Origin of the sequence: Microbacterium sp. NPDC087868, from assembly GCF_044900755.1 — a bacterium.
Classification (GTDB): domain Bacteria; phylum Actinomycetota; class Actinomycetes; order Actinomycetales; family Microbacteriaceae; genus Microbacterium; species Microbacterium galbinum.
In genome coordinates this window covers 373,828-396,335 of sequence record NZ_JBJDNO010000002.1, presented here as the reverse complement: position 1 = coordinate 396,335, position 22,508 = coordinate 373,828, and the positions used below count along the sequence as shown (strand labels likewise).

21 protein-coding genes are annotated in these 22,508 nt (G+C 70.5%); 7 read left to right on the top strand and 14 right to left on the bottom strand.

Annotated elements, in window-relative coordinates:
* The first annotated feature begins 114 nt into the window (after positions 1–114).
* Positions 115–597, top strand: a complete 483-nt coding sequence (locus tag ACI2JZ_RS07325; protein WP_247624117.1) for a DUF427 domain-containing protein — start codon at positions 115–117, stop codon at positions 595–597.
* A 4-nt stretch (positions 598–601) separates the two neighbouring features.
* Positions 602–1,837 carry a catalase gene (locus ACI2JZ_RS07320; protein WP_404597051.1) on the top strand — a complete coding sequence of 412 codons (1,236 nt, stop codon included), beginning with the start codon at positions 602–604 and terminating at the stop codon, positions 1,835–1,837.
* A gap of 5 nt (positions 1,838–1,842) precedes the next feature.
* Here the strand turns inward: ACI2JZ_RS07320 and ACI2JZ_RS07315 are convergent, their stop codons facing one another.
* From ACI2JZ_RS07315 to ACI2JZ_RS07260, 12 genes are all read right to left on the bottom strand, one after another.
* Complete coding sequence (locus ACI2JZ_RS07315) at positions 1,843–1,986, bottom strand: hypothetical protein (protein WP_404597050.1); 144 nt, start codon at positions 1,984–1,986, stop codon at positions 1,843–1,845.
* 389 nt (positions 1,987–2,375) lie between these two features.
* The gene (locus ACI2JZ_RS07310; RefSeq protein WP_404597049.1) at positions 2,376–3,938 is read right to left on the bottom strand and encodes an ATP-binding cassette domain-containing protein; all 1,563 of its coding nucleotides are present in this window, start codon (positions 3,936–3,938) and stop codon (positions 2,376–2,378) included.
* Positions 3,935–4,855 (bottom strand): ABC transporter permease, encoded by a 921-nt coding sequence (locus ACI2JZ_RS07305; protein WP_404597048.1) that lies wholly within the window; start codon positions 4,853–4,855, stop codon positions 3,935–3,937. The genes ACI2JZ_RS07310 and ACI2JZ_RS07305 overlap by 4 nt, the downstream gene beginning before the upstream one ends.
* A 1-nt stretch (position 4,856) precedes the next feature.
* Complete coding sequence (locus ACI2JZ_RS07300) at positions 4,857–5,900, bottom strand: ABC transporter permease (protein ID WP_404597047.1); 1,044 nt, start codon at positions 5,898–5,900, stop codon at positions 4,857–4,859.
* A gap of 3 nt (positions 5,901–5,903) precedes the next feature.
* Positions 5,904–7,472 carry an ABC transporter substrate-binding protein gene (locus ACI2JZ_RS07295; protein WP_404597046.1) on the bottom strand — a complete coding sequence of 523 codons (1,569 nt, stop codon included), beginning with the start codon at positions 7,470–7,472 and terminating at the stop codon, positions 5,904–5,906.
* Between the two features lie 29 nt (positions 7,473–7,501).
* Positions 7,502–7,879, bottom strand: a complete 378-nt coding sequence (locus ACI2JZ_RS07290; RefSeq protein WP_247624111.1) for a DUF427 domain-containing protein — start codon at positions 7,877–7,879, stop codon at positions 7,502–7,504.
* A gap of 287 nt (positions 7,880–8,166) precedes the next feature.
* A complete protein-coding gene (locus tag ACI2JZ_RS07285; protein WP_404597045.1) occupies positions 8,167–9,051 on the bottom strand; it encodes a phosphogluconate dehydrogenase C-terminal domain-containing protein in 885 nt (294 codons plus the stop codon).
* Positions 9,048–9,842: a sugar phosphate isomerase/epimerase family protein gene (locus ACI2JZ_RS07280; protein ID WP_404597044.1), complete on the bottom strand. Its 795-nt coding sequence runs from the start codon at positions 9,840–9,842 to the stop codon at positions 9,048–9,050. Before ACI2JZ_RS07280 ends, ACI2JZ_RS07285 begins: the two co-directional genes overlap by 4 nt.
* Complete coding sequence (locus ACI2JZ_RS07275; protein WP_404597043.1) at positions 9,839–10,615, bottom strand: triose-phosphate isomerase family protein; 777 nt, start codon at positions 10,613–10,615, stop codon at positions 9,839–9,841. The genes ACI2JZ_RS07280 and ACI2JZ_RS07275 overlap by 4 nt, the downstream gene beginning before the upstream one ends.
* Complete coding sequence (locus ACI2JZ_RS07270; RefSeq protein ID WP_247624107.1) at positions 10,615–11,085, bottom strand: ribose-5-phosphate isomerase; 471 nt, start codon at positions 11,083–11,085, stop codon at positions 10,615–10,617. Before ACI2JZ_RS07270 ends, ACI2JZ_RS07275 begins: the two co-directional genes overlap by 1 nt.
* A gap of 11 nt (positions 11,086–11,096) precedes the next feature.
* On the bottom strand, positions 11,097–12,857 hold the full coding sequence (locus ACI2JZ_RS07265; protein ID WP_404597042.1) for a dihydroxyacetone kinase family protein: 1,761 nt from the start codon (positions 12,855–12,857) through the stop codon (positions 11,097–11,099).
* A 176-nt stretch (positions 12,858–13,033) separates the two neighbouring features.
* Positions 13,034–13,771, bottom strand: coding sequence for a FadR/GntR family transcriptional regulator (locus ACI2JZ_RS07260; RefSeq protein ID WP_404597041.1), 738 nt, complete (start codon positions 13,769–13,771; stop codon positions 13,034–13,036).
* Between the two features lie 95 nt (positions 13,772–13,866).
* Here ACI2JZ_RS07260 and ACI2JZ_RS07255 point away from each other — a divergent pair, with 95 nt between their 5' ends.
* Positions 13,867–14,220, top strand: a complete 354-nt coding sequence (locus ACI2JZ_RS07255; protein ID WP_404597040.1) for a hypothetical protein — start codon at positions 13,867–13,869, stop codon at positions 14,218–14,220.
* A gap of 320 nt (positions 14,221–14,540) precedes the next feature.
* Here ACI2JZ_RS07255 and ACI2JZ_RS07250 read toward each other — a convergent pair whose 3' ends face one another.
* Positions 14,541–16,904: a hypothetical protein gene (locus ACI2JZ_RS07250; RefSeq protein WP_404597039.1), complete on the bottom strand. Its 2,364-nt coding sequence runs from the start codon at positions 16,902–16,904 to the stop codon at positions 14,541–14,543.
* A 138-nt stretch (positions 16,905–17,042) separates the two neighbouring features.
* On the opposite strand from ACI2JZ_RS07250, the gene ACI2JZ_RS07245 reads away from it, so the two are divergent.
* The 4 genes from ACI2JZ_RS07245 (at position 17,043) to ACI2JZ_RS07230 (ending at position 20,831) form a co-directional block, all read left to right on the top strand.
* Entirely contained in the window at positions 17,043–18,848 is a 1,806-nt protein-coding gene (locus tag ACI2JZ_RS07245) for a glycoside hydrolase family 15 protein (protein WP_404597038.1), read from the top strand.
* A 33-nt stretch (positions 18,849–18,881) separates the two neighbouring features.
* Positions 18,882–19,778, top strand: coding sequence for an SDR family oxidoreductase (locus ACI2JZ_RS07240; RefSeq protein WP_247624102.1), 897 nt, complete (start codon positions 18,882–18,884; stop codon positions 19,776–19,778).
* A 204-nt stretch (positions 19,779–19,982) separates the two neighbouring features.
* Complete coding sequence (locus tag ACI2JZ_RS07235; protein ID WP_247624101.1) at positions 19,983–20,312, top strand: sugar ABC transporter ATPase; 330 nt, start codon at positions 19,983–19,985, stop codon at positions 20,310–20,312.
* A gap of 6 nt (positions 20,313–20,318) precedes the next feature.
* Positions 20,319–20,831: a metallophosphoesterase gene (locus ACI2JZ_RS07230; RefSeq protein WP_247633458.1), complete on the top strand. Its 513-nt coding sequence runs from the start codon at positions 20,319–20,321 to the stop codon at positions 20,829–20,831.
* A gap of 222 nt (positions 20,832–21,053) precedes the next feature.
* Here the strand turns inward: ACI2JZ_RS07230 and ACI2JZ_RS07225 are convergent, their stop codons facing one another.
* A complete protein-coding gene (locus ACI2JZ_RS07225) occupies positions 21,054–22,481 on the bottom strand; it encodes a sigma-70 family RNA polymerase sigma factor (protein ID WP_404597037.1) in 1,428 nt (475 codons plus the stop codon).
* Positions 22,482–22,508 lie beyond the last annotated feature (27 nt).

Sequence of the window (22,508 nt, the reverse complement as noted above, 5' to 3'; positions counted from 1 at the left end):
CGCGGAGACCGCGCGCGTCATCCGGAGTCATGTGTCGTCACCGAGAGGAACCATCGTCGCGCGATCCGGGCGACGGGGCTTTGATGGGCGTGTCATCCGACCGAGGAGGAGAAGATGCTCGAACCCACCGCGACGCTCGTGATCCAGCACGCGACCTTCCTCTTCGGCGCCCGGCCACCCCGAAGGAGGAACACCATGACCGATTCCGCCGTGCTCGACGCCCCCGGCATCGCCACCGACGGCCTCGTGCACCTGACCGCGCACGAGGGAACGGTGGAGGTCTGGAGCGGCGACGAACGCATCGCCACCAGCTCGAACGTCATCGAACTGCACGAGGTCGACGTGCCCACGCGGCTCTACTTCCCGCGCGGCGACGTCGACCTCACCCGGCTGCGCCGCGTCGAGAACACCACGTTCTGCCCGTTCAAGGGCGTCGCCAGCGACTACTGGGCCCTCGCCGACGGTGCGGATGCCTCGCCCGTCGCGTGGTCGTACCCCGAACCCATCAGCGCGTTCACGCCCATCGGCGGGCACATCGCGTTCTACGACTCCCTCGAGATCCGCCCGGTGGGCGACGGCCCCGGCGCAAAGGCCTGACCCGGTGAGCACGGGGACCACCGCCCGTCGCGCCGACTACCCGGCCGCCGACCCCGGACCGGTCCCCGTGCGCATCCGCCACTCGAAGGGCGGGGGTGCGCTCGGCTTCTTCGAGACCACCGGCGACGTGCGCGCCCTCACGCACGCGGGGCTCTTCCAACCCGGCATCCGCACCGATGTCGTCGTGCGCTTCTCGGCGACGCTCGGCTACCGGGGCAGCCGCGAGGCCTGGCGCGACCTGCGCGGCTTCGCCGTGAAGTTCCTCACCCCCGACGGCGAGTACGACCTCGTCGGCAACAACTCCCCCGTCTTCTTCCTGCGCGACGAGGCGAAGTTCGCTTCTCTCGTCGTCGCCCACAAGATGTACCGCGACGGCTCGGTCTTCGACTACGACCGGCTCTGGGACTTCTGGACCCGCAACCCCGAGTCCGCGCACCAGGTGGCGTGGCTGCTGAGCGACCGCGGCATCCCGCGGTCGTGGCGGCACCAGGACGGCTTCGGATCGCACACGTTCCAGTGGGTGAATGCCGCCGGCGAGCGCTTCTGGGTCAAGTACCACCTGCGCACCGACCAGGGCATCTCGAACCTCTCCGACGACGAGGCATCCGCGATCGACGCGACGGAGGTCGACCATCAGCGTCACGACCTGCGCGCCGCGATCGACCGAGGAGAGCATCCGTCGTGGACGCTGTCGGTGCAGGTCATGCCCGACGACGACGCCCGCAGCGCCCCGTTCAACCCGTTCGACCTCACCAAGACCTGGCCGAAGGCGTCGTATCCGCTGATCGAGGTCGGCCGGCTCGTGCTCGACCGCAACCCCGACGACGAGGTCGCCGAGATCGAACAGGCGGCGTTCGCCCCATCGAGCTTCGTTCCCGGCATCGGCCCGAGCCCCGACCCGATGCTGCTCTCGCGCATCGACAGCTACTGGCGCTTCCACCGGCACCGTGTGCAGGAGGGGGTCGCGAGTCGTGCGGTCGCGCCGTTCACGGCATCCGCCCCCGGCTGGGATGACGACCTCGCCGCGCGCGCCCGGGAGTGGGACCCCGCCGACGACTTCGGCCAGGCGGGTGACCTCGTGCGACGGGTGCTCGACGACGCCGGCCGAGCGAGGTTGCGCGGCGTGGTCGTGTCGCAGCTCGCCGAGATCACCGACCCGGCGCTGCGCGACCTGGCCGTGGAGTTCTGGCGCCGCATAGACGCGGCCGAGGGTGCGGCGATCGCCGACGCCCTCACGTGACCCGGTCAGTCGGGCCATTCGCGGCGCAGGTCCTCGAGGTACCCGACCGGATAGACCTGGTCGCACTTGCCCGCCAGGGACACGAACGCCCTGTTCCCGGACTCGACGCGGGCGAGCGGACCGTGTTCGGCCGAGATGTTCTGATGCATCCCGCGAATGTACGCGCGACAGGCGGACGCCGTCCCTAACTCAGGACAAACGGGCGGAATCGGGCCAGAAACACTGGATTTCGGGCCGCCGAGCTCGGTTTGTCCTGAGTTGGGTACGCAGGGGCCGCACATAACTCGGGAGAATCGGGAGGATCGGGCCGGATTCGGCTGTTTCACGGTCCGGCGGACGCGTTCTTGAGGAGTTATGAACGCGGGCCGCTCGGATTCGGGTCCCGGAGCCTGTCGAAGGGTCCCGCCCCGCGATGCTTCGACAAGCTCAGCAACCCAGGGCTCAATCTCATCAACGCAGGGCCCACGCTCAGCAACGCAGGGCCCGAGGAGACGACCGGGCGCGACCTCCCGCAGGTCGCGCCCGGTCCTTCGCGGACCTACGCGGCGATGACGTCGCGGAGCCCCCGCGTGGTCTCGCCGCGCAGGCTGCGGGCGGCATCCACGAGGGATGCCGAGTACGGATGCCGGGGCGCACCGAGCACGTCGGCGACCGCTCCGGTCTCGACGATGCGTCCGCTGTTGAGCACGGCGACGCGGTGCGCGATGCGGCGGACGACGGCGAGGTCGTGCGTGATGAAGAGGTACGAAACCCCGGTGCGCTCCTGCAGCTCGACGAGCAGGTCGAGCACGCGCGCCTGCACGCTCACGTCGAGCGCCGAGGTCGGTTCGTCGCACACCACGAGCGGGCTGCGGCCGGCGAAGGCACGGGCGATCGCGACGCGCTGCTTCTGGCCGCCGGAGAGTTCGTCGGGGAGCTTGTCGAGCACGTCGCCCGCGAGTCCGGTCGAGAGGGCGAGCTCTTCGGCGTCGGTGTCTCCGCGCAGCAGCTGGATCGATCGCGTGAGCGTCTGCCGCACGGTGCGCCGCGGGTTGAGCGAGGCGTCGGGACTCTGGAACACGAACTGCACGGGCACCGCGTCCGCGGCATCCGAACCGTCCAACTCCACCGTGCCCTCGGAGCGCGCGAGCCCCGCGATCACCCGGCCGAGCGTGGTCTTGCCACTGCCCGATTCGCCGACGAGGCCGAGCACTTCGCCGCGGCCGATGTCGAGGTCGACGCCGTCGAGCGCGAGGTGCGCGCCGTAGCGCTTCGTGACACCGCGCACCGACAGCAGCGGCTGCGCGTGTTCGGGCTCGACGGGGCGCGACGGCGCGTCAAGCGAGGGCACCGCCTCCACCAGCACACGCGAGTACGGGTGCAGCGGGGTCTCGACGAGGCCCGCGGCTTCACCGTGCTCGACGAGGATGCCGCGCTCGAGCACCCCGATCCGCTCGGTGTGGCTCGCGACGAGCGGCAGGTCGTGGCTGATGAGCAGGGTGGCGAAGCCGCGCTCCCGGCGCAGTCGGTCGACGAGCGCGATGACCTCTGCCTCGACCCGGCTGTCGAGCCCGGTGGTCGGCTCGTCGAGGATGAGCAGGCGCGGATCGGCGGCGAGCGCCATCGCGATGACGACGCGCTGCTGCTGCCCTCCCGAGAGCTCGTGCGGGAATCGATGGACCAACGAGGCGGGGTCGGGCAGGCCGACGTCGGCGAACGCGGCGATGGTCGCCGCCCGCGCCGCCGCCGAGCGCAGCCCCTGCAACCGGTACGTCTCGGCGACCTGGCTGCCGACCGACCGAGTGGGGTTGAGCGCCCGCGCGGGCTCCTGGTAGACGAAGCCGATCGAGCCTCGACGGTACTCGCGCAGTTCCCGCGGTCCGAGACCGAGCACGTCGTGCCCGGCGACGGTCAGCCGCTCGGCACTCACCCGGGCCCCCGCCGGCAGGTAACGCGCCAGGGCGAAGGCGATCGTGCTCTTGCCCGACCCCGACTCCCCCACGAGTCCCAGTGATCCACCGGGCTCGATGTCGAAGTCGACGCCGTCGACGGCCCGCCGCCGCTGACCCTCGACCTCGTAGTCGACGGTCAGTCCGCGCACGCTCACCAGTGGTTCGGTCATCGTCGGAACACCTCTCGGAAGTTGTCTGCGATCAGGTTGAGGGAGACCACGAGCGAGGCGATCGCGAGGGTGGGGAAGGCGAGCGTCCACCACGCGGCCTGCAGGTACGTGCGGTTCTCGTTGACCGCGAGCCCCCAGTCGGGCGAGGGCGGCGCCGAAGCGAGTCCGAGGAACGACAGCGACGACGAGACGAAGATCGCGCCGGCCACGCTCAACGTCGCCTGCACGAGCACCTGCGGCCAGACGTTCGGCAGCAGCTCGCGGAAGACGATCCGCACCGCACTCTCTCCCTGCACGCGCGCACTGGTCACGTACTGCTTGCCCATCTCGACGAGCACGGCGGCGCGCACGATGCGGGCGATGCCCGGGGCGAAGAGGATGCCCACCGCCACGATGATCGTCGGCGCGCTGCCGCCGAACGCGCCGACGATCACGAGCAGGAAGATCAGCGTCGGCAGGGTGAGGAACACGTCGAAACCGCGCATGAAGAGCTGGTCGACCCAGCCGCGACGGTAGCCGGCGATGAGGCCGAGCGCCGCCCCGAGTGCGGTGGCGAGCGCCGCCCCGATCGGTCCGACGAGCAGCGCCGGTTCGGCCCCGGCGAGCACGCGGGCGAACACGTCGCGACCGATGCGGTCGGTGCCGAACCAGTGCTCGGCGCTCGGCGGCGACAGGCGGGCGCCGCTGTCGGCGAAGGGATCGAGGCCGACGAGGCGCCACCCCACGGCGGCCGCGACCCAGAACAGCACGATGAGCGCGCTGACCACGAACGTCGGGCGGCGCAGGAGAGCGGCCCAGCGACGCGGCCGCGGCGAACGCGATCCAGAAGGACGACGGATGCCGGTGCCGACGGCATCCGTCTCGATGATGTCGATCGCGGCCGGGTCGGCACCGCGCACCGCTTCGGTGAGTGCCATGTCATTCCCCTTCGTCGAAGCGCACGCGCGGGTCGATGAGCACGAGGGCGATGTCGGTGATCAGGAGCGCGAGCAGCGCGACGACCCCCGTGACCATCACCCCGGACTCGAGCAGGAAGATGTCCTTCTCCACCGTCGCCGACACGAGCAGGGCACCGAGCCCCGGGTAACCGAACAGCGTCTCGACGATCGCACTGCCCCCCAGCAGCGTGCCGACGTAGACGCCCAGCAGCGACACCGTGGGGATGAGCGCGTTGCGCGCCACGTGCCCGACCGCGAGCTGCGGACCGTGCACCCCCTTGATGACGGCGGTGCGGTAGTACTGCGAGTCGAGGGTGTCGAGCACGCCCGTGCGGGTCATGCGCGCCAACACCGACAGGTAGCCCAGGGCGAGGGTCACCGCCGGCAGCACGAGCGCCCGCAGCACCTCGCCCGGAGGGCCGTCGAGGCTGATCGACGACTGGATCGGGAACCACTTGAGCCACAGGCTGAACACGATCAGCAGCAGCACGCCGACCACGAACTCCGGCACGGAGGCCAACGACATCAGCGCGATCGTGAGCGTGCGGTCGGTGCGCGATCCCTCCCGGCGGGCCTGGATCGCGCCGAGCGCGAAGGCCACCGGCACCAGGATCACGAACGCCACCGCCCCGAGGAAGAGCGAGTTGCCGAGGCGCCCCAGCACGAGTTCTCGCACCGGAGCGCCGTAGATGAGGCTGGTGCCCCAGTCGCCCGTGACGAAACCGAACAGCCAGGCGAAGTAGCGGGAGACCAGCGAGCCGGTCAGCCCGTGAGCCTCGTTCCACGCCTGCACCTGCTCGGAGGTCGCGTACTGACCGAGGGCGTTGCGACCGGGATCACCGGGTACGACCTCGATCAGCCAGAACACCAGCACCGACACCACGAGCAGCACGAGCGGCACCTGGACGAGGCGCTGCCCGATCAGTCGCGGCACCTGGCTGTGCCGGGAACGGAGGACCGCCAGCCCCCGTCGGGCGGACGACGCCGTCGCGGCGTTCCCGCCCGACGAGAAGCTGACGGTCATGGGTCACTCGCTCGCGATCGAGATGCCGGCGAAGTTGTAGCCCGACCAGAAGTCGATCGGGGCGATGAAGTCGCCCGTGACCCGCTTGTTCTGCAGCACCTCCGAGCGCACCAGGGCGGGGATGATCGTCGGAACATCCGTCCACTCCGTCTGCGAGATCTCGGTGATGAGCTGCTCGCGCTCGGCTTCGTCGGTCGTGGCGTCGAAGTCGGTGACGAGCGTCCCCAGGTCGGGGTTGGCGTAGTGCGCGGCGTTCCACGCCGCGCCCTCTGCGTAGAAGAGCGAGTAGTACTGCGAGGGCACGCGCTTGCCCCAGCTGGTGATGGTGAGCGGTGCGTTCAGCCAGGGAGAGTCGTCGCCCTCGGCGTAGTACTGCTCGTCGGAGAGCACCTCGAGCTGCACATCGAAGCCGTCGATCGCGTTGAGCTGCTGCTGCAGCACCTCGCCGTAGAGCTGGAACGACGTCGTGATCGTGAACGACACCGTGCGCCCGTCGAGCAGTTCGGCGACCTTGTCGAGGTCCTGCGCACGCTGCTCGATGTCGAGCGGCTGGGGCAGGTAGTCCGGCAGCACGGGGAAGTCGTTGCCCGGTGTGGCCGTGCCCCCGAAGACGAGGTCGACGATCGCATCGCGGTCGATCGCCCAGGCCAGCGCCTGCCGGATCGTGACGTCGTCGAACGGCGCCTCGGTGACGTTGAGGTGGATGCCGTAGAAGTGGCTGTATCCCGCCGAGAGGGTGTCGTAGTCGTCGACGTTCACGGTCGCGAGCACCTCGGGTGACACGGTGATGCGGTCGATCTCCCCCGCCTGGAACGCGAGCACGATCGCCTGCGGATCCTTGTAGACCTTCAGCTCGATACCGTCGAGGGCGATCTCGTCGGCGTTCCAGTAGTCGGGGTTCTTGACGTAGGTGACACTGCGGCCGACCTCGTAGTCCTCGAGCAGGAACTGCCCCGCACCGACCGGGTTCTCGAGCCAGGTGCCGGGTTCGTAGTCGGCGGGCAGGATGCCGGTGTTGTTGCCCGCGAGCAGAAGCGGGAAGTCCGAGAACGGCCGCGCGAGCGTGAACGTCACGGTGCCCTCGTCGGTGGCGGCGACGGAGTCGAGGATGCCGGTGAACGCGCTCTTCGCGGGCGAGATGCTGTCGTCGCCGATGAGGGCGTCGAACGTCGCCACGACGTCGTCGGCGGTGACCGGGTCGCCGTCGTTGAACGTCGCCCCCTCGCGCAGCGTGAACGTCCAGGTGAGACCGTCGTCGGATGCCTCCCAGTCGGTCGCGAGACGCGGCAGCGCCTCGCCGTCGGCGGTGAAGCTCACGAGCTGCTCCGTGACGAGCCCCGTGATCAGCTGCGCGTCGCCGTCGGCGACCGTGAGCGGGTCGAGCTCGGCGCCGGGATCGCTGATGCCGATGCGGTAGACCGCGGACGCGGCATCCGCCGTCGTGTCGTCGGAGGGCGTGGCGGTCGCGCAGCCGGCGAGCGCCAGCAGGGTCGCGCTGAGGGCGGCGACGATCGCGAGGGCCCTGCGGCGCCCCGGCACAAGTGCCGTCGGGGGCGAGGAGAGAACGGTCATGGGCGGTGTCCTTGGGGTCGGGTGAGGCGTTACTGCGGAAGGAGTTCGGCGGCGTCCACCTGGACGCGCTCGGAGTAGAAGGCCACGTGGCCGGCGATCGGCTGCAGGTAGTCGAACGGGGTCGGGTACGACCAGGCGACGTCGGTGGCGGGGTCGCTCTTCAGCGCCCAGTAGTCGTCGGCGTCGCCCTTGACGGGACAGTGGCTCGTCGACGCGGTCTCCTGCAGCAGGTCCCAGTTCACGTCTTCGCGCGGCAGGTAGTAGCGGTCGGCGTGGTTCGACTCGTGCAGCACGATGGCGCGGGTCGAGTCGGCGAGCACGGCGTCTCCGGCGAGCACGCGCACGCGATGGGCGGCGGGCTCGGTGGTGACGGTGTGGGCGGGCTTCTGCGCGGTGGTGTCGGACATGACGGCGGCTCCTGGATCGCTCGGGCGTGCGGCGGGTACGCCCATAGAACCGTCAGATCGCCCGGGCGCCTATCGACGTTCCGCACCGTGAACAGACGTTCCGTCCGATGACGTCACATTTCCGCGTGAGTCGGCCGTTCGTCTCGTGCGCGCACGAAAAGGGGCGGCGCTTCGTCTCGTCGCTGCGCTCCTCGCTCAGGAACCGGTTCCTGAGCGAGCGCGCTCACCCCGGTTCCTGAGCGAGCGCAGCGAGACGAAGGGCCGCCCCTTCGAAACCGCCCCGCGGCCTACCGCTCGATGTGGTCGAGGTGCAGCATGCGGGCGAGGTTCTTATCGAGTTCGTCGTCGCGGAAGATCTTCTTCCAGTCGTCCTTGATGATCGATTCGCGGCCGTAGTCCATGGCGATCAGGCAGGCGTCGGAGAACGGGTTGTCGCCGCGCAGACCGTTGGCGAGCGCGACCTGGGTGTGGCCGTAGAGGATGCTGCGCGCCGCCGCCTCGGGCACGCCCATGGTCTTGACGGTCTCGTCGAGCGCCTCGTTGAGGAGCGCGCCGATCATGCAGGCGACGGTCTCGACGAGGGTCGGCTCGAGCTGCGCGAGCTGCTTGATCGTGACCCGGTGCACGTCGATGACGGGGGCGTAGATCGCGCGCACGGTCGCCTCGACGATGGCCTGCTTGGCGGGGTCGTCGCTCTCGATCGCGGCGATCGCGTCTTGCGGGGCGGCGATTCCGCCGAAGGTGTCGGCCCACTGCTCGGGCGTCTCGCGCTGCAGGAAGATCGACGGGTGGCACGGGTGCGCGACGGCCTGGATGACGTCGTCGCGCGTGGTGAGCAACCCGGCGTAGGCCGCGGCCGGGTCGAGCGTGAGAACGATCGCGCCGGGGCGCAGCTGCGGCACGAGGTCGGCGGTCACCGGCCCGAGGGCGAGGTCGGGCACGGCGAGCACCACGATGTCGGCGTCGGCGACGGCGGTCGCGGCATCCGTCAGTTCGCGTCCCGCGTCGACCGTGCGCTGCTGGCCGGCCGGCGAGTTCTCGACGTACCAGACCGTGTGGTCGGTCTTCACGAGGTTGTTCGAAACGCGCATGCCCATCTTGCCGCCGGCGCCGATCACGGCGATCCGGTAGGTCGCGGTCTCGGTCGCCGCGGCTGTCGAAGTGTCGGTCATGGAGTGCTCCTCAGCAGTTCGAGTGTGATGCGGGTCCATTCCCGCTCGGTTCGGATGGTGGTCGCGGCGTCGCCCTGCCAGGGCAGCCAGTGCTCGACGATCTCGTTGATGCCTCGCTCGCGCGGACGCACGGTCTCGAGCAGGTGGGCGTAGTCGTGAAGGCCCGATCCCATGGCGGTCCCCGAGTAGGTGAACCCGACCCAGCCGTCCTGCCGGGCGAAGGCGAAGTCCTTCACGTGCACGTTCTTCACGAGTCGCGCGGTCCGCTCGGTGCAGGTCTGCGGATGCTCGAGCCGGGCGACCACGTTGGCGGGGTCGAGGCAGATGCCCAGCCGCGGGCTGCCGACCCGGTCGATCACGCCGATGAGGTCGGCGGTGGCGACCTGCTCGTAGGTCTCGAGGGCGAGGCTGACGCCCGCGCGTTCGAAGGCGCGCATGCTGCTGCGCAGCGAGGTCTCTGCCTCGGCGAGCGTCGGGCGCGAGTCGGGGCCGTAGAGCATGCCGCGCACGAGTCGCGCGTCGAAGACCTCGGCGAGACGCAGATAGCGGGTGAGGTGCTCGGGAACGATGCCCTTGGTGCCGAGTTCGATCGTGAGGCCGAGGTCGCGCGCGGCCCGGGCCGCATCGCGCACCTCGGCATCGCTCATCGTGTCGAGCGGGGCGAAGTCGCAGATCTGGAAGAGGTCGACGCCGTGGGCTTTGGTGTCTTCGAAGGCGCCGATCAGGCCGAGCTGCTCGGGCGCACGATCGGAGTGCTGCCAGAAGTACGCATAGGTGCCGAGGCCGATCATGCGGCGCCGCCCTCGCGACGACGGGCCAGGACGGATGCCTCGTCGAGCACCGAGACGAGGGCATCGGGGTCGTGCGCGAAGCGCCCGAGGAACACCCCGTCGACCGCATCGCCGAGAGCGGTGAGGAGCCCCGGTCCCGCCGCGCCGCCGTAGATCACGACCGATCCGTCCCGTGCGGCATCGGCGTCGAGCGCCGCGCGCAACGCCGACGCGATGACGCGCACGTGCTCGTCGGGCGCAGGTTCGGGGGCGCCGATCGCCCAGACCGGCTCGTAGGCGACGATCACGGCGCCGGCGGGGGCATCCGTCAGCGCCGAGTGCAGCTGTGCGACCGCGACGCCCGCGGCATCCGCCGGAAGCTGCCGCTCGCTCTCACCGATGCAGAGCAACGGGGTCAGCCCGGCCCTCAGCGCGGCGGTGACCTTCGCGGCGACGACCTCATCGGTCTCGCCGTAGAGGCGGCGGCGCTCGGCGTGCCCGATCTCGGCGATCGTGGCTCCGACCTCGGCGAGCTCGGCGGCGGTGACCTCTCCCGTGAACGCACCGGGCTCTTCGGCCGAGACGTCCTGCCCACCGACGCGCACCGGGGTACCGGCGAAGGCGGCGAGCGCGGGCAGCACCTGCAGATAGGTCGGAGTCACGAAGAACGTCACCGCACCGGAGCGCACGGCGTCGTGGTCGCGCACGCGCGCGGCGACGTCGTCGAACCAGGCGTGCGCCCGCTCGTGCCCGAAGTACGTCTTCAGGCTCACCCCGACCGTGACCTGCGGCATCAGCAGGCGCCGGTGGTCTCGTACGCGTCGATGACGGCGACCTTCTCGGCGCTCGCGCTGGTGGTGTCGAACCGGTAGCCGAGCCACTCGCGCACGAGACGACGCGCGAGTTCGATGCCGACGACGCGCTGGCCCATCGTGAGCACCTGTGCGTTGTTCGAGAGCACGGCGCGCTCGACCGAGAACGAGTCGTGCGCGGTGACGGCACGGATGCCGGCGACCTTGTTGGCGGCGATCGCCACGCCGAGACCCGTGCCGCAGATGAGCAGCGCGCGATCGGCCTCGCCCGCAGCGACCAGTTCGGCGGCGGCGATCGCCACGCGCGGGTAGGCGGTGTGTCCGTCGGCGTCGACGCCGACATCGACCACCGACACGACGCCGGGGTTCTGCTCGAGGTCGCCCTTGAGGATCTCCTTGTAGTCGAATCCGGCGTCATCGCAGCCGATGACGAGGCGCAGCTGGTCGGTCATGTCGTCTTCCTTCAGTCCTGTACGGCGAGATCCCGGGCGGAGTCCCGGGTGGAGTCCCGGGTGGCGAGGAGCTCGCCGAGAGCGGTGGCGATCAGTGCGAGCGAGATCGCACCGGGGTCGGGGGTGCCGACGGAGTGCTCGCCGTGGGTGCGTGCGCGGCCCATCCGCGGCAGCAGATCGGCGGTCGCGGCGGCGGCGTCGGTGGCGGATGCCGCGGCCGAGGCCCAGGCATCCCGCAGCCGCTCCCCCTCGCGGGCGCCCGCCTGCAGTGTCGCGGCGAACGGCACCAGCGCGTCGACGAGGGTCTTGTCGCCGACCTCGGCCCTGCCGTACTCCTGCACCCCGCGCAGCCCCTCGGCGACACCGGCGGCGACGGCCGCGGCATCCGGTGTTCCCACGTCGCCGAGGCGTGCGGCGACGGCGTTGAGGATCACGCCCCAGAGTGCGCCCGAGGTGCCACCGGCCTTGTCGGCCCAGGCGTCGGCGGCGGCGGCGAGGGTGGTCCGCGCCCCGGCCCCGGCATCCGCAGCGGCGATCCCCGCGGCGAGCGCGGCGTGCGATCCGCGCTGCATGCCGATGCCGTGGTCGCCGTCTCCGGCGATCGCGTCGATGCGTCCGAGATCGTCGGCGTGGGCGTCGATCGTGTCGACGATCACCCGCAGCGCCGCGCTCACGGTGCGCGCCGCCTGCTGCGAGGCGTCGTCACCCGGCGTGATCTCGTGCGCTTCGACCGCTTCCTCCTGCACGTCGGACTGCGCGGCCGCGACGACCGACCCGCGGCGGTACGCGGGGGCGTCGACCGGGGTGTCCCACAGACGTTCGAGTTCTTCATCGAGCCAGAAGAGCGTGAGCGAGGTGCCGGCCATGTCGAAGCTCGTGCAGTACTCGCCGACGTGCGGGTCGACGAGGACGAGTCCCGCCGCTTCGAGCAGCTGGGCGATGCGCCGGTAGACGACGAACATCTCCTCGTACTTGAGCGAGCCGAGTCCGTTGAGGATCGGCACGACGCGCGCGCCCTCGACCGAGACGCCCGCGGGGATCTCGTCGAGCAGACGTTCGACGAGCAGTTGCGCCAAGCCGTCGGCGGTGGGGATGTCGGTCTCGTCGATGCCGGGTTCGCCGTGGATGCCGAGGCCGATCGCCATGCGCCCGCTCGGCACCGCGAACAGGGGCGCGGGGGCGCCGGGGAGGGTGCAGCCCGTGAACGCGACACCGAACGAGCGGGTGCGTTCGTTCGCGAGGGCGGCGAAGCGGGTGACGCCGTCGAGGTCGTAGCCCGCCTCGGCAGCGGCGGCCGCGGTGCGGAAGACGGTGAGGTCGCCGGCGATGCCGCGGCGCTTGTGCTTCTCGGCGGGCGGGGCGCTGAAGATGTCATCGGTGACGGTGACGGTCCGGGTGGGGATGCCTTCGGCGCGCAGCCTCTCTTGCGCGGCGTCGAAGTTGAGCACGTCGCCGGCATAGTTGCCGTAGCTGAGGAAGACCCCGGCGCCGCGGTCGACGGCCTTCGCGATCGCGTAGACCTGCTGGGCCGAGGGCGAGGCGAAGAGGTTGCCCATCGCGGCGCCGTGCGCGAAGCCCTGTCCGACCAGTCCGCCGAAGGCCGGGTAGTGCCCCGATCCCCCACCGATCACGACCGCGACCTGTCCTTCGGGGATCACGGTGCTGCGGATGACGCCGCCGCTCGCGCGGCGCACCGACCGGGGGTTGGCGGCGACGAAGCCCTCGATCATCTCGTCGGCGAAGTCGGCGGGGGCATTCCAGAGTCGGGTCATCGCGCGCTCGCCTTCGTCGTGCGGATGCTGTCCACGGTGACTCCTCTGTCGGTGGCCGTCGGTCGGGTCGCCGTGCGGACCCGGGTCTATATTGGCAAACCGGTTGACCAATTGCAAACGCGCAACGGTGCCGCCGTGAGCCGGGCGCGATGCCTGCGACGCCCCGCAGAACCGGCTCAGCCCGCGGCGTCGCCGCTCAGACGCAGCAGCGCGGTCGACATGTGCGTCGCCATCGCGGCGGCAGCGGCGTTCTCATCGGATGCTGCGACCGCCCGCAGGATCGCATCGTGCTCCTCGATCGCGGTCAGCACGCTCTCGGTGTCGTGCACGGCGCGGTCGGAGTACACCTGCAGCAGCGACCGCACGACGTGCAGCATGTCGACGATCGTGCCGTTCGCGGCGGCCTCCGAGAGGGCGCGGTGAAAGCGGCTGTCCGCCGCGGCGAACGCCGAGAAGTCGTCCTTCGATGCGCGCATCGCCTCGAGGGTCGTCGTCAGGGCGGCGACGGCCGAGGCATCCGCTCGTGCGGCCGCCAGGCGGGCGACGTAGATCTCGAGACCCGACCGCAGCTCGATGAGCTCGGCCGTGTTGCGGTCGCCGATGAGCAGACCCCAGCGCAGGGTCTGCGGCAGGAGGTCGCTCGCCGATCCCCGCAGGTACGTGCCCGAGCCCGGGCGCACGTCGACGATGCCGAGGATTTCGAGCGCCGCGAGCGCTTCGCGCACCGCCGAGCGCCCCACCTCGAGCGTCGCGGCGAGCTGGCGCTCGGGAGGCAGACGCGTGCCCGGGGCGATGTCGCCCCCGGTGAAGAGGTCGAGCAGCCGCCGTGCCACTTCGGTCACCGGCGACCCCGCGCGCAGCGCGTTGAGCGAATCCGCGATGTTCAACGTGCGGTTCTCGGGGTAGGCGGGCATGGGTTCGAGAATAGCCGTCGCCGTGGCGTTACCCGGTCGACGGCGTCCGCCGCAACCCCGCTCCCCTTTCGCCCGGTCCCTGGCAGGCTGACGTCATGAAACTCGTCTCCTACGCCGCTCAGCAGCTCGTCACCACCGACGACGTCGCGGACGCTCTGGTCGTCCTCGCCGCCGAGATCGCGAACGAGGGAGGATCGCAGGCCCTGCAGATCCCGATCCTCGTCGATGACGAAGAGGAGCTGGCCGAGCTCGTGGTCGGCGTGGGCAACGACGTCCTGGTCGGACCGCACGCCTCCACGGGCGTCGATCCGGATTTCTCGGAGCACGCCGCGCGCCTGCGCTCGCACCCCTCCTACCCGAAGCGGCGGGCCGCAGACGGCGATGCCGAGGAGGAGGACGGTGCCTGGGTCGTCGACTTCGATCTCGACGCGGGGGCGAATCGACTCTGATCGCCCTTCGGAGGAAGACTGTCCGGTCCTCCGTCGCCCGAGACGGAGGACCGGCGAAGTCGACGAGAGGTGCGCAGAGCGCTCCGCCCCCCGGGGCGTCGCTCCTGACCGAGAGAGAACAGGAAGCGCGCAGTCCGGTTCGACCGACGCAGAACCGGCAGTGCCGACTCGTTGTCCTCCGAGCCTAGGAGCCACGCCAGAATCGGCCGCATCGGCCCTCGACCATTGACGCACGATGCGCATTGCTGCTAGACGACGAAGGGGCGGATGCCGAAGCATCCGCCCCTTCGGAGGGAAAGGACTCCCTCATTCACCGGCGATCAGGATCGACGAGCCCGACGCGCGACGGTGAACGCGCCGCCGGCCACCAGGAGCACGAGCGCGAGTCCGACCAGGGCGAGGGGGACATCCTGTCCGGTGCTCGCGAGCCCGCCCGCAGAAGGCTGCGGTGCGGCCGAGGGGGAGGCCGGGGGCGTGGTCGGCTCGTCGGTGGGCGACGGCACGAAGGTGTAGACGATCGAGCACGTCACGTCCTGCGTGAGTGCCAGAGCGACCACATCGGTGGATGACACGTCGACCGCGGTGTCGGTGCCGCTGATGACGCAGCTCCAGTCGGTCGTCGTGTAGCCGGCCAGGACGGATGCCGAGAGGGCGTAGTCGCCCGCATCGACGGCCGCGGCGGTGACCGCGGCCTCACCCGTGACACCGACGACGCCGGCGGTCGGGCCGTCGGCCGTGAGCTCGGCGTCCGCAGCCGTGAGGGTGCCGCCGTTGACGGTGGCCTGGAGCGTGAGACGCGGCTTCGCCGAGACGGCGCCCGTGATCGTCTTCGTCAGGTTGCAGCCGTCGAACAGCACCGCGAGGGTCACCGGGGTGACCTCGCCCGTGAACCCGGACTCGGGCGTGAAGGTGACGGTGTTGTCGGCGTTCGCGACGTACGTGCCCTCACCCGCGACGGCGAGCGTGTTCTGCACGGCCCCGTCGGCGTCGAGGAACCCGATGCCGGTGGGCACGTCGGTGCCGCTGTCGCCCTCGAGGGCGTCGAAGCTCACGGCGGTGTTCTCGACACCCGAGAACGCGACGTGGGCGGTCGTGTAGTCGACGGGCGTGCTCGTGATCCAGTCACCGTTGCCGGCTTCGTTCCACGGCGACACGCGGAACGTGTAGTTCGCGGCGGGGTCGAGGCCGCTCACGCTCTGCTCGCGCTCGGCGGAGATGCCGGCATCCTTCGCCACCACGCTCCACGTCACGCCGCCGTCGGTCGAGGCCTCGATGACGTAGTCGAGCAGTTGCGTCTGCTGGTACGGAGCCTCGGCGCCCTGGGGGCCGGAGGCGCAGTCGATCGTGAGCTGCGCGGTGGTGCGGTCGGCGCCGAGCGTCGTACACACCGAGGTGACGGGGTCGGGCGTCTTGCCCAGGATCATCACGCGGGTCGAGTTCGTCCCCTCGCCGACGGTGACGTACATGCGGCCGTTCTCGTCGAACGTCATGCCGCGTGCGGTGGTCATGCCCGGGTAGGTGCCCGGCGTCGTGCCGTTGCGGAAGACCTCGACCTCGTTGCCGTCCTTGTCCCACTCGACGATCGCGCCGTTCTGGCTCCAGGCGAACACGTGCTGCGTGCGCGGTTCGACCTCTGCGCTGAACACGACCTGGCCGGCGAGCAGCGCCGACGAGGTGAACTGGCCGATGACCTGGTTCGCGGCGTTGCGCTTCTCGAGGAAGGGCGTCGCGGCGGGCTCGTCGCGGAAGTTGATGAGCGGCACGTACATCGATCCGTCGACCTTGTCGACCGCGACGCTGTACGGGTTGCGATACACGGGGCCCGCGAGGTCGAGCAGCACCGAGCTGTTCCAGGTGCCGTCGGCGTTGTACTTCTGGAAGCGGTCGCTCACCTCGGAGTTCACCAGCACGCCGCCGTCGGGCGTCGTGTCGATGCCGGTGCGGTAGAAGTGCACGCCGGGCTGGTCGCGCTGCGCCCAGGTGCCGGTCCAGCCGGCACCGGCGATCTCGTTCAGGTTGAGGTCGTAGCGCTTGATCGCTCCGGCGGCACCGCCCACGGGGGCCGCACCCTCCGAGTTGACGACCCACGCCGTGCCGTCGGCCGTGTGCGCGATCCCGCGCGGGCCGTTCAGTGCATCGACGGGGAGGTTCACGTTCGTACGGTCGGCGTACGAGGCGTAGAGCTGACCGATACCCGTGTTGCGAACGCGCGCGCTCGATGCGGACCCGTTGACGGCGTACGTGCCGGCGCCCGTGTACTCGGTGACGGGCGCGTCGGTGGTGCCGATCGCCGCCGGGTCTCCGCCGAGCAGCGAGTAGTCGGCAATGCTGGGCGTGCCCTGCTGACACGGCGACGCGGCGCCGAGGAACCCGCAGAGGAGGTTGCTGTAGATGACCTTGCCGCTGTCGCTCGTGGTGAGCGCACCCGTGACCGGATTGATGTCGGCGCCGTAGGTGAAGGTGTTCGCGCCCTCGTAGGTGCGGATGTCGCCGACGACACCCCACTTTCCGGAGCCCTCGGCCTTACCGGAGGTGTACGGGACGCTCGTCGTGGTGCCGGTCTCGGTCGGCGCGGCGCTGGCTGCCGTCGGGACGCTCACGACGGCGAGCCCTCCCGCGAGGACGACGGCGAACGTCGCGGCCAGCGCGCGGGCGCGCCGACGTGGTGCTAGAGAATGATCCATGCCCTTAACGACGAGGGAATCGCCGTTTCATGACGCGGAACCCGTCGCGGCCTTCCTCTCCGCCTCCGCGCGATAGCGAGTGCGCGGCCGTCGCGCAAGGCTTTTGCCCCATCCGCCCGACGCGCGCACGATGGCGATATGCCCACCCCCATCGGTCGCCCCCTGGAGACCTACGCTCCGATCGGCGACGGTCGCACGGTCGCCTTGATCGGCTCGGATGGCTGCATCGACTGGCTCCCCTTGCCCGATCTCACCGATCTTCCGGTCTTCGCGCGCCTCCTCGACGAGGAGACGGGCGGATGCTTCGAGCTGCGGCCCGTCGCCGAGTTCCGCACCGAGCGACGCTATGTTCCCGAGACGAACGTGCTCGAGACGACCTTCGTGACGGATGCCGGACGCGTCCGCGTCACGGACGCCCTGGTGTCGGGTGTCGCCGGACGACTGCCGTGGGCCGAGCTCGCCCGGCGGATCGACGGCATCGAGGGTTCCGTGGAGATGCGCTGGTGCGTGCGTCCCGGCACGTCGCTGCGCACGGCGGTACCCTGGATCGAGAACACCGACCACGGCCCGGTGGTGCGCAGCGGCGCCACGGCGTTCGCCATCGTGGGCTTCGATCACGGGCCACTGCATCCCGATCCCGACGGAGCCGACGGGCCGCGTCTCGACGGTGCATTCTCGGCAACGGCGGGCTCACGCCACCTGATCGCCCTCGCGGCCACGCACGACGAACCCCTCCACATCCCCGATCCGCACAACGTGGACGACGGCATCGATCGCACGATCGAGAACTGGCGGCACTGGTCTCGCGTCTTCTCGAACGAGGGTCCCTGGAGCGAGCAGGTGCAGCGCAGCGCCCTCGCCTTGAAACTGCTCATCTACAGCCCGTCGGGCGCCATCGCCGCTGCCGCCACCACATCGCTGCCCGAAAACCCCGCCGGCGGCAAGAACTGGGACTACCGTCACGCCTGGGTGCGCGACCTCGCCTACACGGCGCACGCGCTGGTGCGCTTCGGCCTGCGGGAGGAGACCCAGGCCGCGCTGTCGTGGATGCTCCGCACGATCCGCGACCACGGCCCCGAGCTCCACGTCATGTACACGCTCGACGGCGGGCTCGTGCCCGAGCCCGCCGAGTACGACGTCGAGGGCTGGCGCGGGATCGGGCCGGTCGTGACCGGAAACCCCGCGGGCGACCAGCTGCAGCTCGGCGTCTACGGCGACCTGCTCGCGATCTGCCGCACCTACGTCGATGCGGGCAACGTGCTCGACATCGGCACGGCACGGATGCTCGCGGGAATCGCCGACCGTACGTGCGATCTGTGGCGCAATCCGGACTCGGGCATGTGGGAACTCCCCGAGGAGCGGCACTACGTCTCGTCGAAGATGGGCTGCTGGAAGGCCCTCGATGACGCCGTCGCGCTGGCCGACGCCGGTGCGATCCCCGGGAGCGCCGATCGCTGGCGGGCCGAGCGCGAGCGCATCCGCGGGTGGATCGACGAGAACGGCTGGTCCGCCGAGCGCTCGGCGTACGTCTTCTACGCCGGCTCGGAGGAGCTCGACGCCTCGGTGCTGCTGCACGCGCCGTCGGGTTTCGACCGCGGAGAGCGCATGTCGACGACGATCGACGCCCTGGCCGACGAGCTCGGCGCGGGTCCGCTGCTCTACCGCTACAGCGGGGCGGATGCCGAGGAGAAGACGTTCGTGGCGTGCGCGTTCTGGCGCGCCGAGGCGCTCGCCTGCGTCGGCCGGCACGACGAGGCCCTCACCCTCATGGACGAACTCATCGCCCAGGCCAACGACGTGGGCATCTACGCCGAGATGATCGACGCCGACGACGGCTCTGCCTGGGGCAACACCCCGCAGGCGCTCAGTCACCTCGCGTTCCTCACCGCCGCCATGACCATCCGCGACGTCGTCCCCGACGAGCTGTTGCGCGACCGCACCTGAAAGACCGACACGAAAACAAGGAAGGGGAACACCATGTCCCGTGACCAGTACACCTTCACCAACCCCGCCGAGCTGTACGCCGACATCGAGCCGCAGAAGCAGCACATGCCCGAGCCGGGCCTCGACGCGGACCTCGCCCCGAAGGCCGACCTCGGCGAGGAGAGCTACCGCGGCTCCGGCCGCCTGACCGGCCGCAAGGCCCTCATCACCGGTGGCGACTCCGGCATCGGCGCCGCCACCGCGATCGCCTTCGCCCGCGAAGGCGCCGACGTCGCGCTCTCCTACCTCCCCGAGGAGCAGGAGGACGCGGACCGGATCGCCGGCATCGTGCGCGAAGCGGGCGTCAAGGTGGCGACCTTCCCCGGAGACCTGCGCGATCCCGAGTACTGCCGCACGCTCGTCGCCGAGACGGTCGGAGCCCTCGGCGGTCTCGACATCCTCGTGAACAACGGTGGCAAGCAGATCTACCAGGAGTCGCTGACCGACATCACCGACGAGCAGTTCGACGACACGTTCAAGACGAACGTGTACGCGATGTTCTGGATCACGAAGGCCGCGCTCCCCCACCTCCCGGCAGGCTCCGCGATCATCAACACCACGTCGATCCAGGCGTACTCGCCGTCCGACATCCTGGTCGACTACGCCTCGACCAAGGCGACGATCAACGCCTTCACGAAGGGCCTCGCCCAGCAGCTCGCGCCGAAGGGCATCCGCGTGAACGCCGTCGCCCCGGGACCGATCTGGACCCCGCTGCAGCCGAGCGACGGACAGCCGCAGGAGAAGATCGACCAGTTCGGTGAAGACACCCCGCTGGGCCGCATGGGCCAGCCGGCCGAGCTCGCCCCGGCCTACGTCTTCCTCGCATCGGCCGAATCGAGCTATGTCGCCGGTGAGACGCTCAACGTGAACGGCGGCATGCCGACTCCCTGACTGCTGCGGCCCTTCGTCTCGTCGCTACGCTCCTCGCTCAGGAACCGCGCTCAGGAACCGCGCTCGAACACCGGTTCCTGAGCGAGCGCAGCGAGACGAAGGGCCGGTACCCCGCACGGCTCGCGCCCGTCAAGCCCGTCGCGCCGCGGCATCCGCCCCGGCACGCTGGAAGCACCCAGACCACCGCCCCCCGAGGAGGACTCCATGAACACCGACTCCAGCGACAGCCGTATCGACGAGACCCCCGAGAACGTCCAGCCGCTGCGCGACGACGAGGCGACCTCGTTCGCCGACCCGTCCGACGACCCGGCGCAGGCCGAGTGGGAGCGCACGGATGCTCTCGACGCCGGTGCCGACATCGACGAGGTCGTGGCCACCGGAGCCGACCCCGACGAGCTGCCGTCGGACGACGACGAGATCCCCGCGACGGACCTGCCGTCGAGCGGCCTCCAGCCCGAGACGCAGGAGGGCGACCCGGTGATCGCCGAGATCGGCGAGGACGGCGAGGGCGACCTCTCGCCCAACGACCTCTGACCGCCTGTGGCCACGCGACTGCTGCTGCTCGCCGACACGCACGTGCCCGCGCGGGCGAAGCGCCTGCCCGACGCCGTGTGGCGCGAGGTCGACCGCGCCGATGTCGTCATCCACGCCGGCGACTGGGTCGACCTCGCGACGTTCGAGACGCTCGACGCCCGCGCCGCCCGGTTGATCGGGGTGTGGGGCAACAACGACGGTGCCGACCTGCGAGAGCGGATGCCGGAGTTCGCCGTCGAGGCGATCGAAGGTCTCACCGTGGGCGTGGTGCACGAGACCGGTGCGGCCACGGGCCGTGAGCGACGCATGGACCTCGCGTACCCGGACGCCGCACTCGACGTTCTGGTGTTCGGGCACAGCCACATCCCGTGGGACTCGCGCACGCCCCGCGGCATCCGCCTGCTCAATCCCGGGTCGCCGACCGATCGTCGGCGCCAGCCCGTCTGCACGCTCATGACCGCGGTCGTCGACGGGGACGAGCTGCGCGACGTCGAGCTGGTGCCGGTCGAGCGGGGTTGACGCGGCATGCGGATGCCGCGGTGAGAACGGGTGGGAGCCACGCGGGTCGAGGCCCCCACCCCGGGGCGGGACCCCCACCCTGTGCGCCCTGATGGGGAGGCGAGCGCACCGACTCTGGGGAGAATCGACGGGGTTCTGACGCCCCGCACTATGAAGACGACACCGACGACCAAACCTTCCGGAGATTCCGCAGAATGCTGATGAGGTCTCGTCGCGGCTGCCTCAGCGTCGCACGGTGTCGCCGTAGGTCGCCTCCACCGTGGCCCCGTTCGGCGTGACGGCGACCACCTCGATGTCGTACTTCAGACGCCGCACCCCGGGCGCATGGGCCAGCTCGATCACGCCGCCCGCGGCATCCGCGAGGTCGGTGCGGCAGGTCACGATGCGCCCTGACGAATCGCACACCCACCCATCGGGTACGTCGAGCACACCCACCGGCTCCGACAGGGTGATGCGCGCGGCACGGATCCTCCACGAGTCGCCATCGACGTCGAAATCGACGCCCAGGCGCGTCACGGAATCGGAGGGCATCGCCGCCTGCACGGTCAACGAAGCGGTCGGCTTCGGCGTGAACCAGAACGTCTGGGTGGCGAGCGCGACCCCGAGGAACACGAGGATTGCCGCCCCGGTGGCCGTCACGACACCGGCCACGATCACCGCCGCCCCCATCAGGGTCGAGGGGCGCGGTCGCGGAGCGCCGGACGCGGCGGCGTTCCCGGGGACCGGGCTCGTCGCGGCCGGTGTCGCTCCCGGAGGCGCGGGGACCACACCGGCGGAGGGCACCGACGCCGAGCCGCGCGACCCCGATCCATCGGGCGGCGGCTGCGCGGCATCCGGGTTCTGCTGCTCGGTGCTCGCCTGCGCGGGCGCCGGCGAGCCGAAGAACAGGTCGCCGATCACCAGGAGCGGGGCGATGCCGAGCGTCGCGAGCGCCCCGAACCGCAGCCAGGCCGCGCGGCAGCGATCGCAGGTCTCGTAGTGCGCGGTGAAACGGCTGCCGCGGATGCCGTCGGGTGTATCGCCCACGGATTCCGGAAGGTGCTGCGCCGCGGAGTAGCACTCGGGCGGGGCATCCTTCTCGAGTATCAAACGCAGCGTCGCACGACGCAGGTTGGCGCGGGCGCGGTGCGCGAGCGAGTAGATCGCCGTCATCGGGCGGTCGAGCCGCTCCTGCAAATCGCGCGGTTTGAGGCCCTCGACGATCGTCGCGGTGAGGATCGTCTGCTGGTCCTCGGGCAACTCGAGCATTGCGCGGCGAATGAGCTCCAGTTCGGGCTCGATCTCGATCTGACGGATGCGCGGATCCTCGCGCGCCTCGGGATCGTCGTCGTCGTCGAACGACCTCACCTTCGAGCGCGGCGACTTGAAATCGTCCTTCATCCGATTGCGCATGGTCTGAGCGATGTAGGCGGTGATGTACTCGGTCGGGCCGGTGCCGTCGGCCCACTTCGCGAGGATCGTGACGAGCGCTTCGCCGAGGAGGTCACCGCCGTCGTGCGAGGTGCCGGCGATACGTCGGGCGATCGATGACAGCCGCGGAAGCTCCTTCGCGAAGTACTCCCCCGCGGCGCGCCGATCACCGGCTGCAGCCGCGCGAATGAGGGCGGAGTCGTCGCCGCCCTCATCGTGCGAAGTCTCGGACTCCGCCATGCCTGGCCTCCCGTAGGCCGATGCGGG

Bases quoted from the DNA above. Each gene is read 5' to 3' on its own strand.
- ACI2JZ_RS07300 (WP_404597047.1), bottom strand. From the start codon at position 5,900: ATGACCGTCAGCTTCTCGTCGGGCGGGAACGCCGCGACGGCGTCGTCC.
- ACI2JZ_RS07255 (WP_404597040.1), top strand. From the start codon at position 13,867: ATGAAACTCGTCTCCTACGCCGCTCAGCAGCTCGTCACCACCGACGAC.
- ACI2JZ_RS07275 (WP_404597043.1), bottom strand. From the start codon at position 10,615: ATGCCGCAGGTCACGGTCGGGGTGAGCCTGAAGACGTACTTCGGGCAC.
- ACI2JZ_RS07325 (WP_247624117.1), top strand. From the start codon at position 115: ATGCTCGAACCCACCGCGACGCTCGTGATCCAGCACGCGACCTTCCTC.
- ACI2JZ_RS07270 (WP_247624107.1), bottom strand. From the start codon at position 11,085: ATGACCGACCAGCTGCGCCTCGTCATCGGCTGCGATGACGCCGGATTC.
- ACI2JZ_RS07315 (WP_404597050.1), bottom strand. From the start codon at position 1,986: ATGCATCAGAACATCTCGGCCGAACACGGTCCGCTCGCCCGCGTCGAG.
- ACI2JZ_RS07240 (WP_247624102.1), top strand. From the start codon at position 18,882: ATGTCCCGTGACCAGTACACCTTCACCAACCCCGCCGAGCTGTACGCC.
- ACI2JZ_RS07280 (WP_404597044.1), bottom strand. From the start codon at position 9,842: ATGATCGGCCTCGGCACCTATGCGTACTTCTGGCAGCACTCCGATCGT.
- ACI2JZ_RS07295 (WP_404597046.1), bottom strand. From the start codon at position 7,472: ATGACCGTTCTCTCCTCGCCCCCGACGGCACTTGTGCCGGGGCGCCGC.
- ACI2JZ_RS07250 (WP_404597039.1), bottom strand. From the start codon at position 16,904: ATGGATCATTCTCTAGCACCACGTCGGCGCGCCCGCGCGCTGGCCGCG.
- ACI2JZ_RS07225 (WP_404597037.1), bottom strand. From the start codon at position 22,481: ATGGCGGAGTCCGAGACTTCGCACGATGAGGGCGGCGACGACTCCGCC.
- ACI2JZ_RS07305 (WP_404597048.1), bottom strand. From the start codon at position 4,855: ATGGCACTCACCGAAGCGGTGCGCGGTGCCGACCCGGCCGCGATCGAC.
- ACI2JZ_RS07285 (WP_404597045.1), bottom strand. From the start codon at position 9,051: ATGACCGACACTTCGACAGCCGCGGCGACCGAGACCGCGACCTACCGG.
- ACI2JZ_RS07235 (WP_247624101.1), top strand. From the start codon at position 19,983: ATGAACACCGACTCCAGCGACAGCCGTATCGACGAGACCCCCGAGAAC.
- ACI2JZ_RS07265 (WP_404597042.1), bottom strand. From the start codon at position 12,857: ATGACCCGACTCTGGAATGCCCCCGCCGACTTCGCCGACGAGATGATC.
- ACI2JZ_RS07310 (WP_404597049.1), bottom strand. From the start codon at position 3,938: ATGACCGAACCACTGGTGAGCGTGCGCGGACTGACCGTCGACTACGAG.
- ACI2JZ_RS07260 (WP_404597041.1), bottom strand. From the start codon at position 13,771: ATGCCCGCCTACCCCGAGAACCGCACGTTGAACATCGCGGATTCGCTC.
- ACI2JZ_RS07290 (WP_247624111.1), bottom strand. From the start codon at position 7,879: ATGTCCGACACCACCGCGCAGAAGCCCGCCCACACCGTCACCACCGAG.
- ACI2JZ_RS07245 (WP_404597038.1), top strand. From the start codon at position 17,043: ATGCCCACCCCCATCGGTCGCCCCCTGGAGACCTACGCTCCGATCGGC.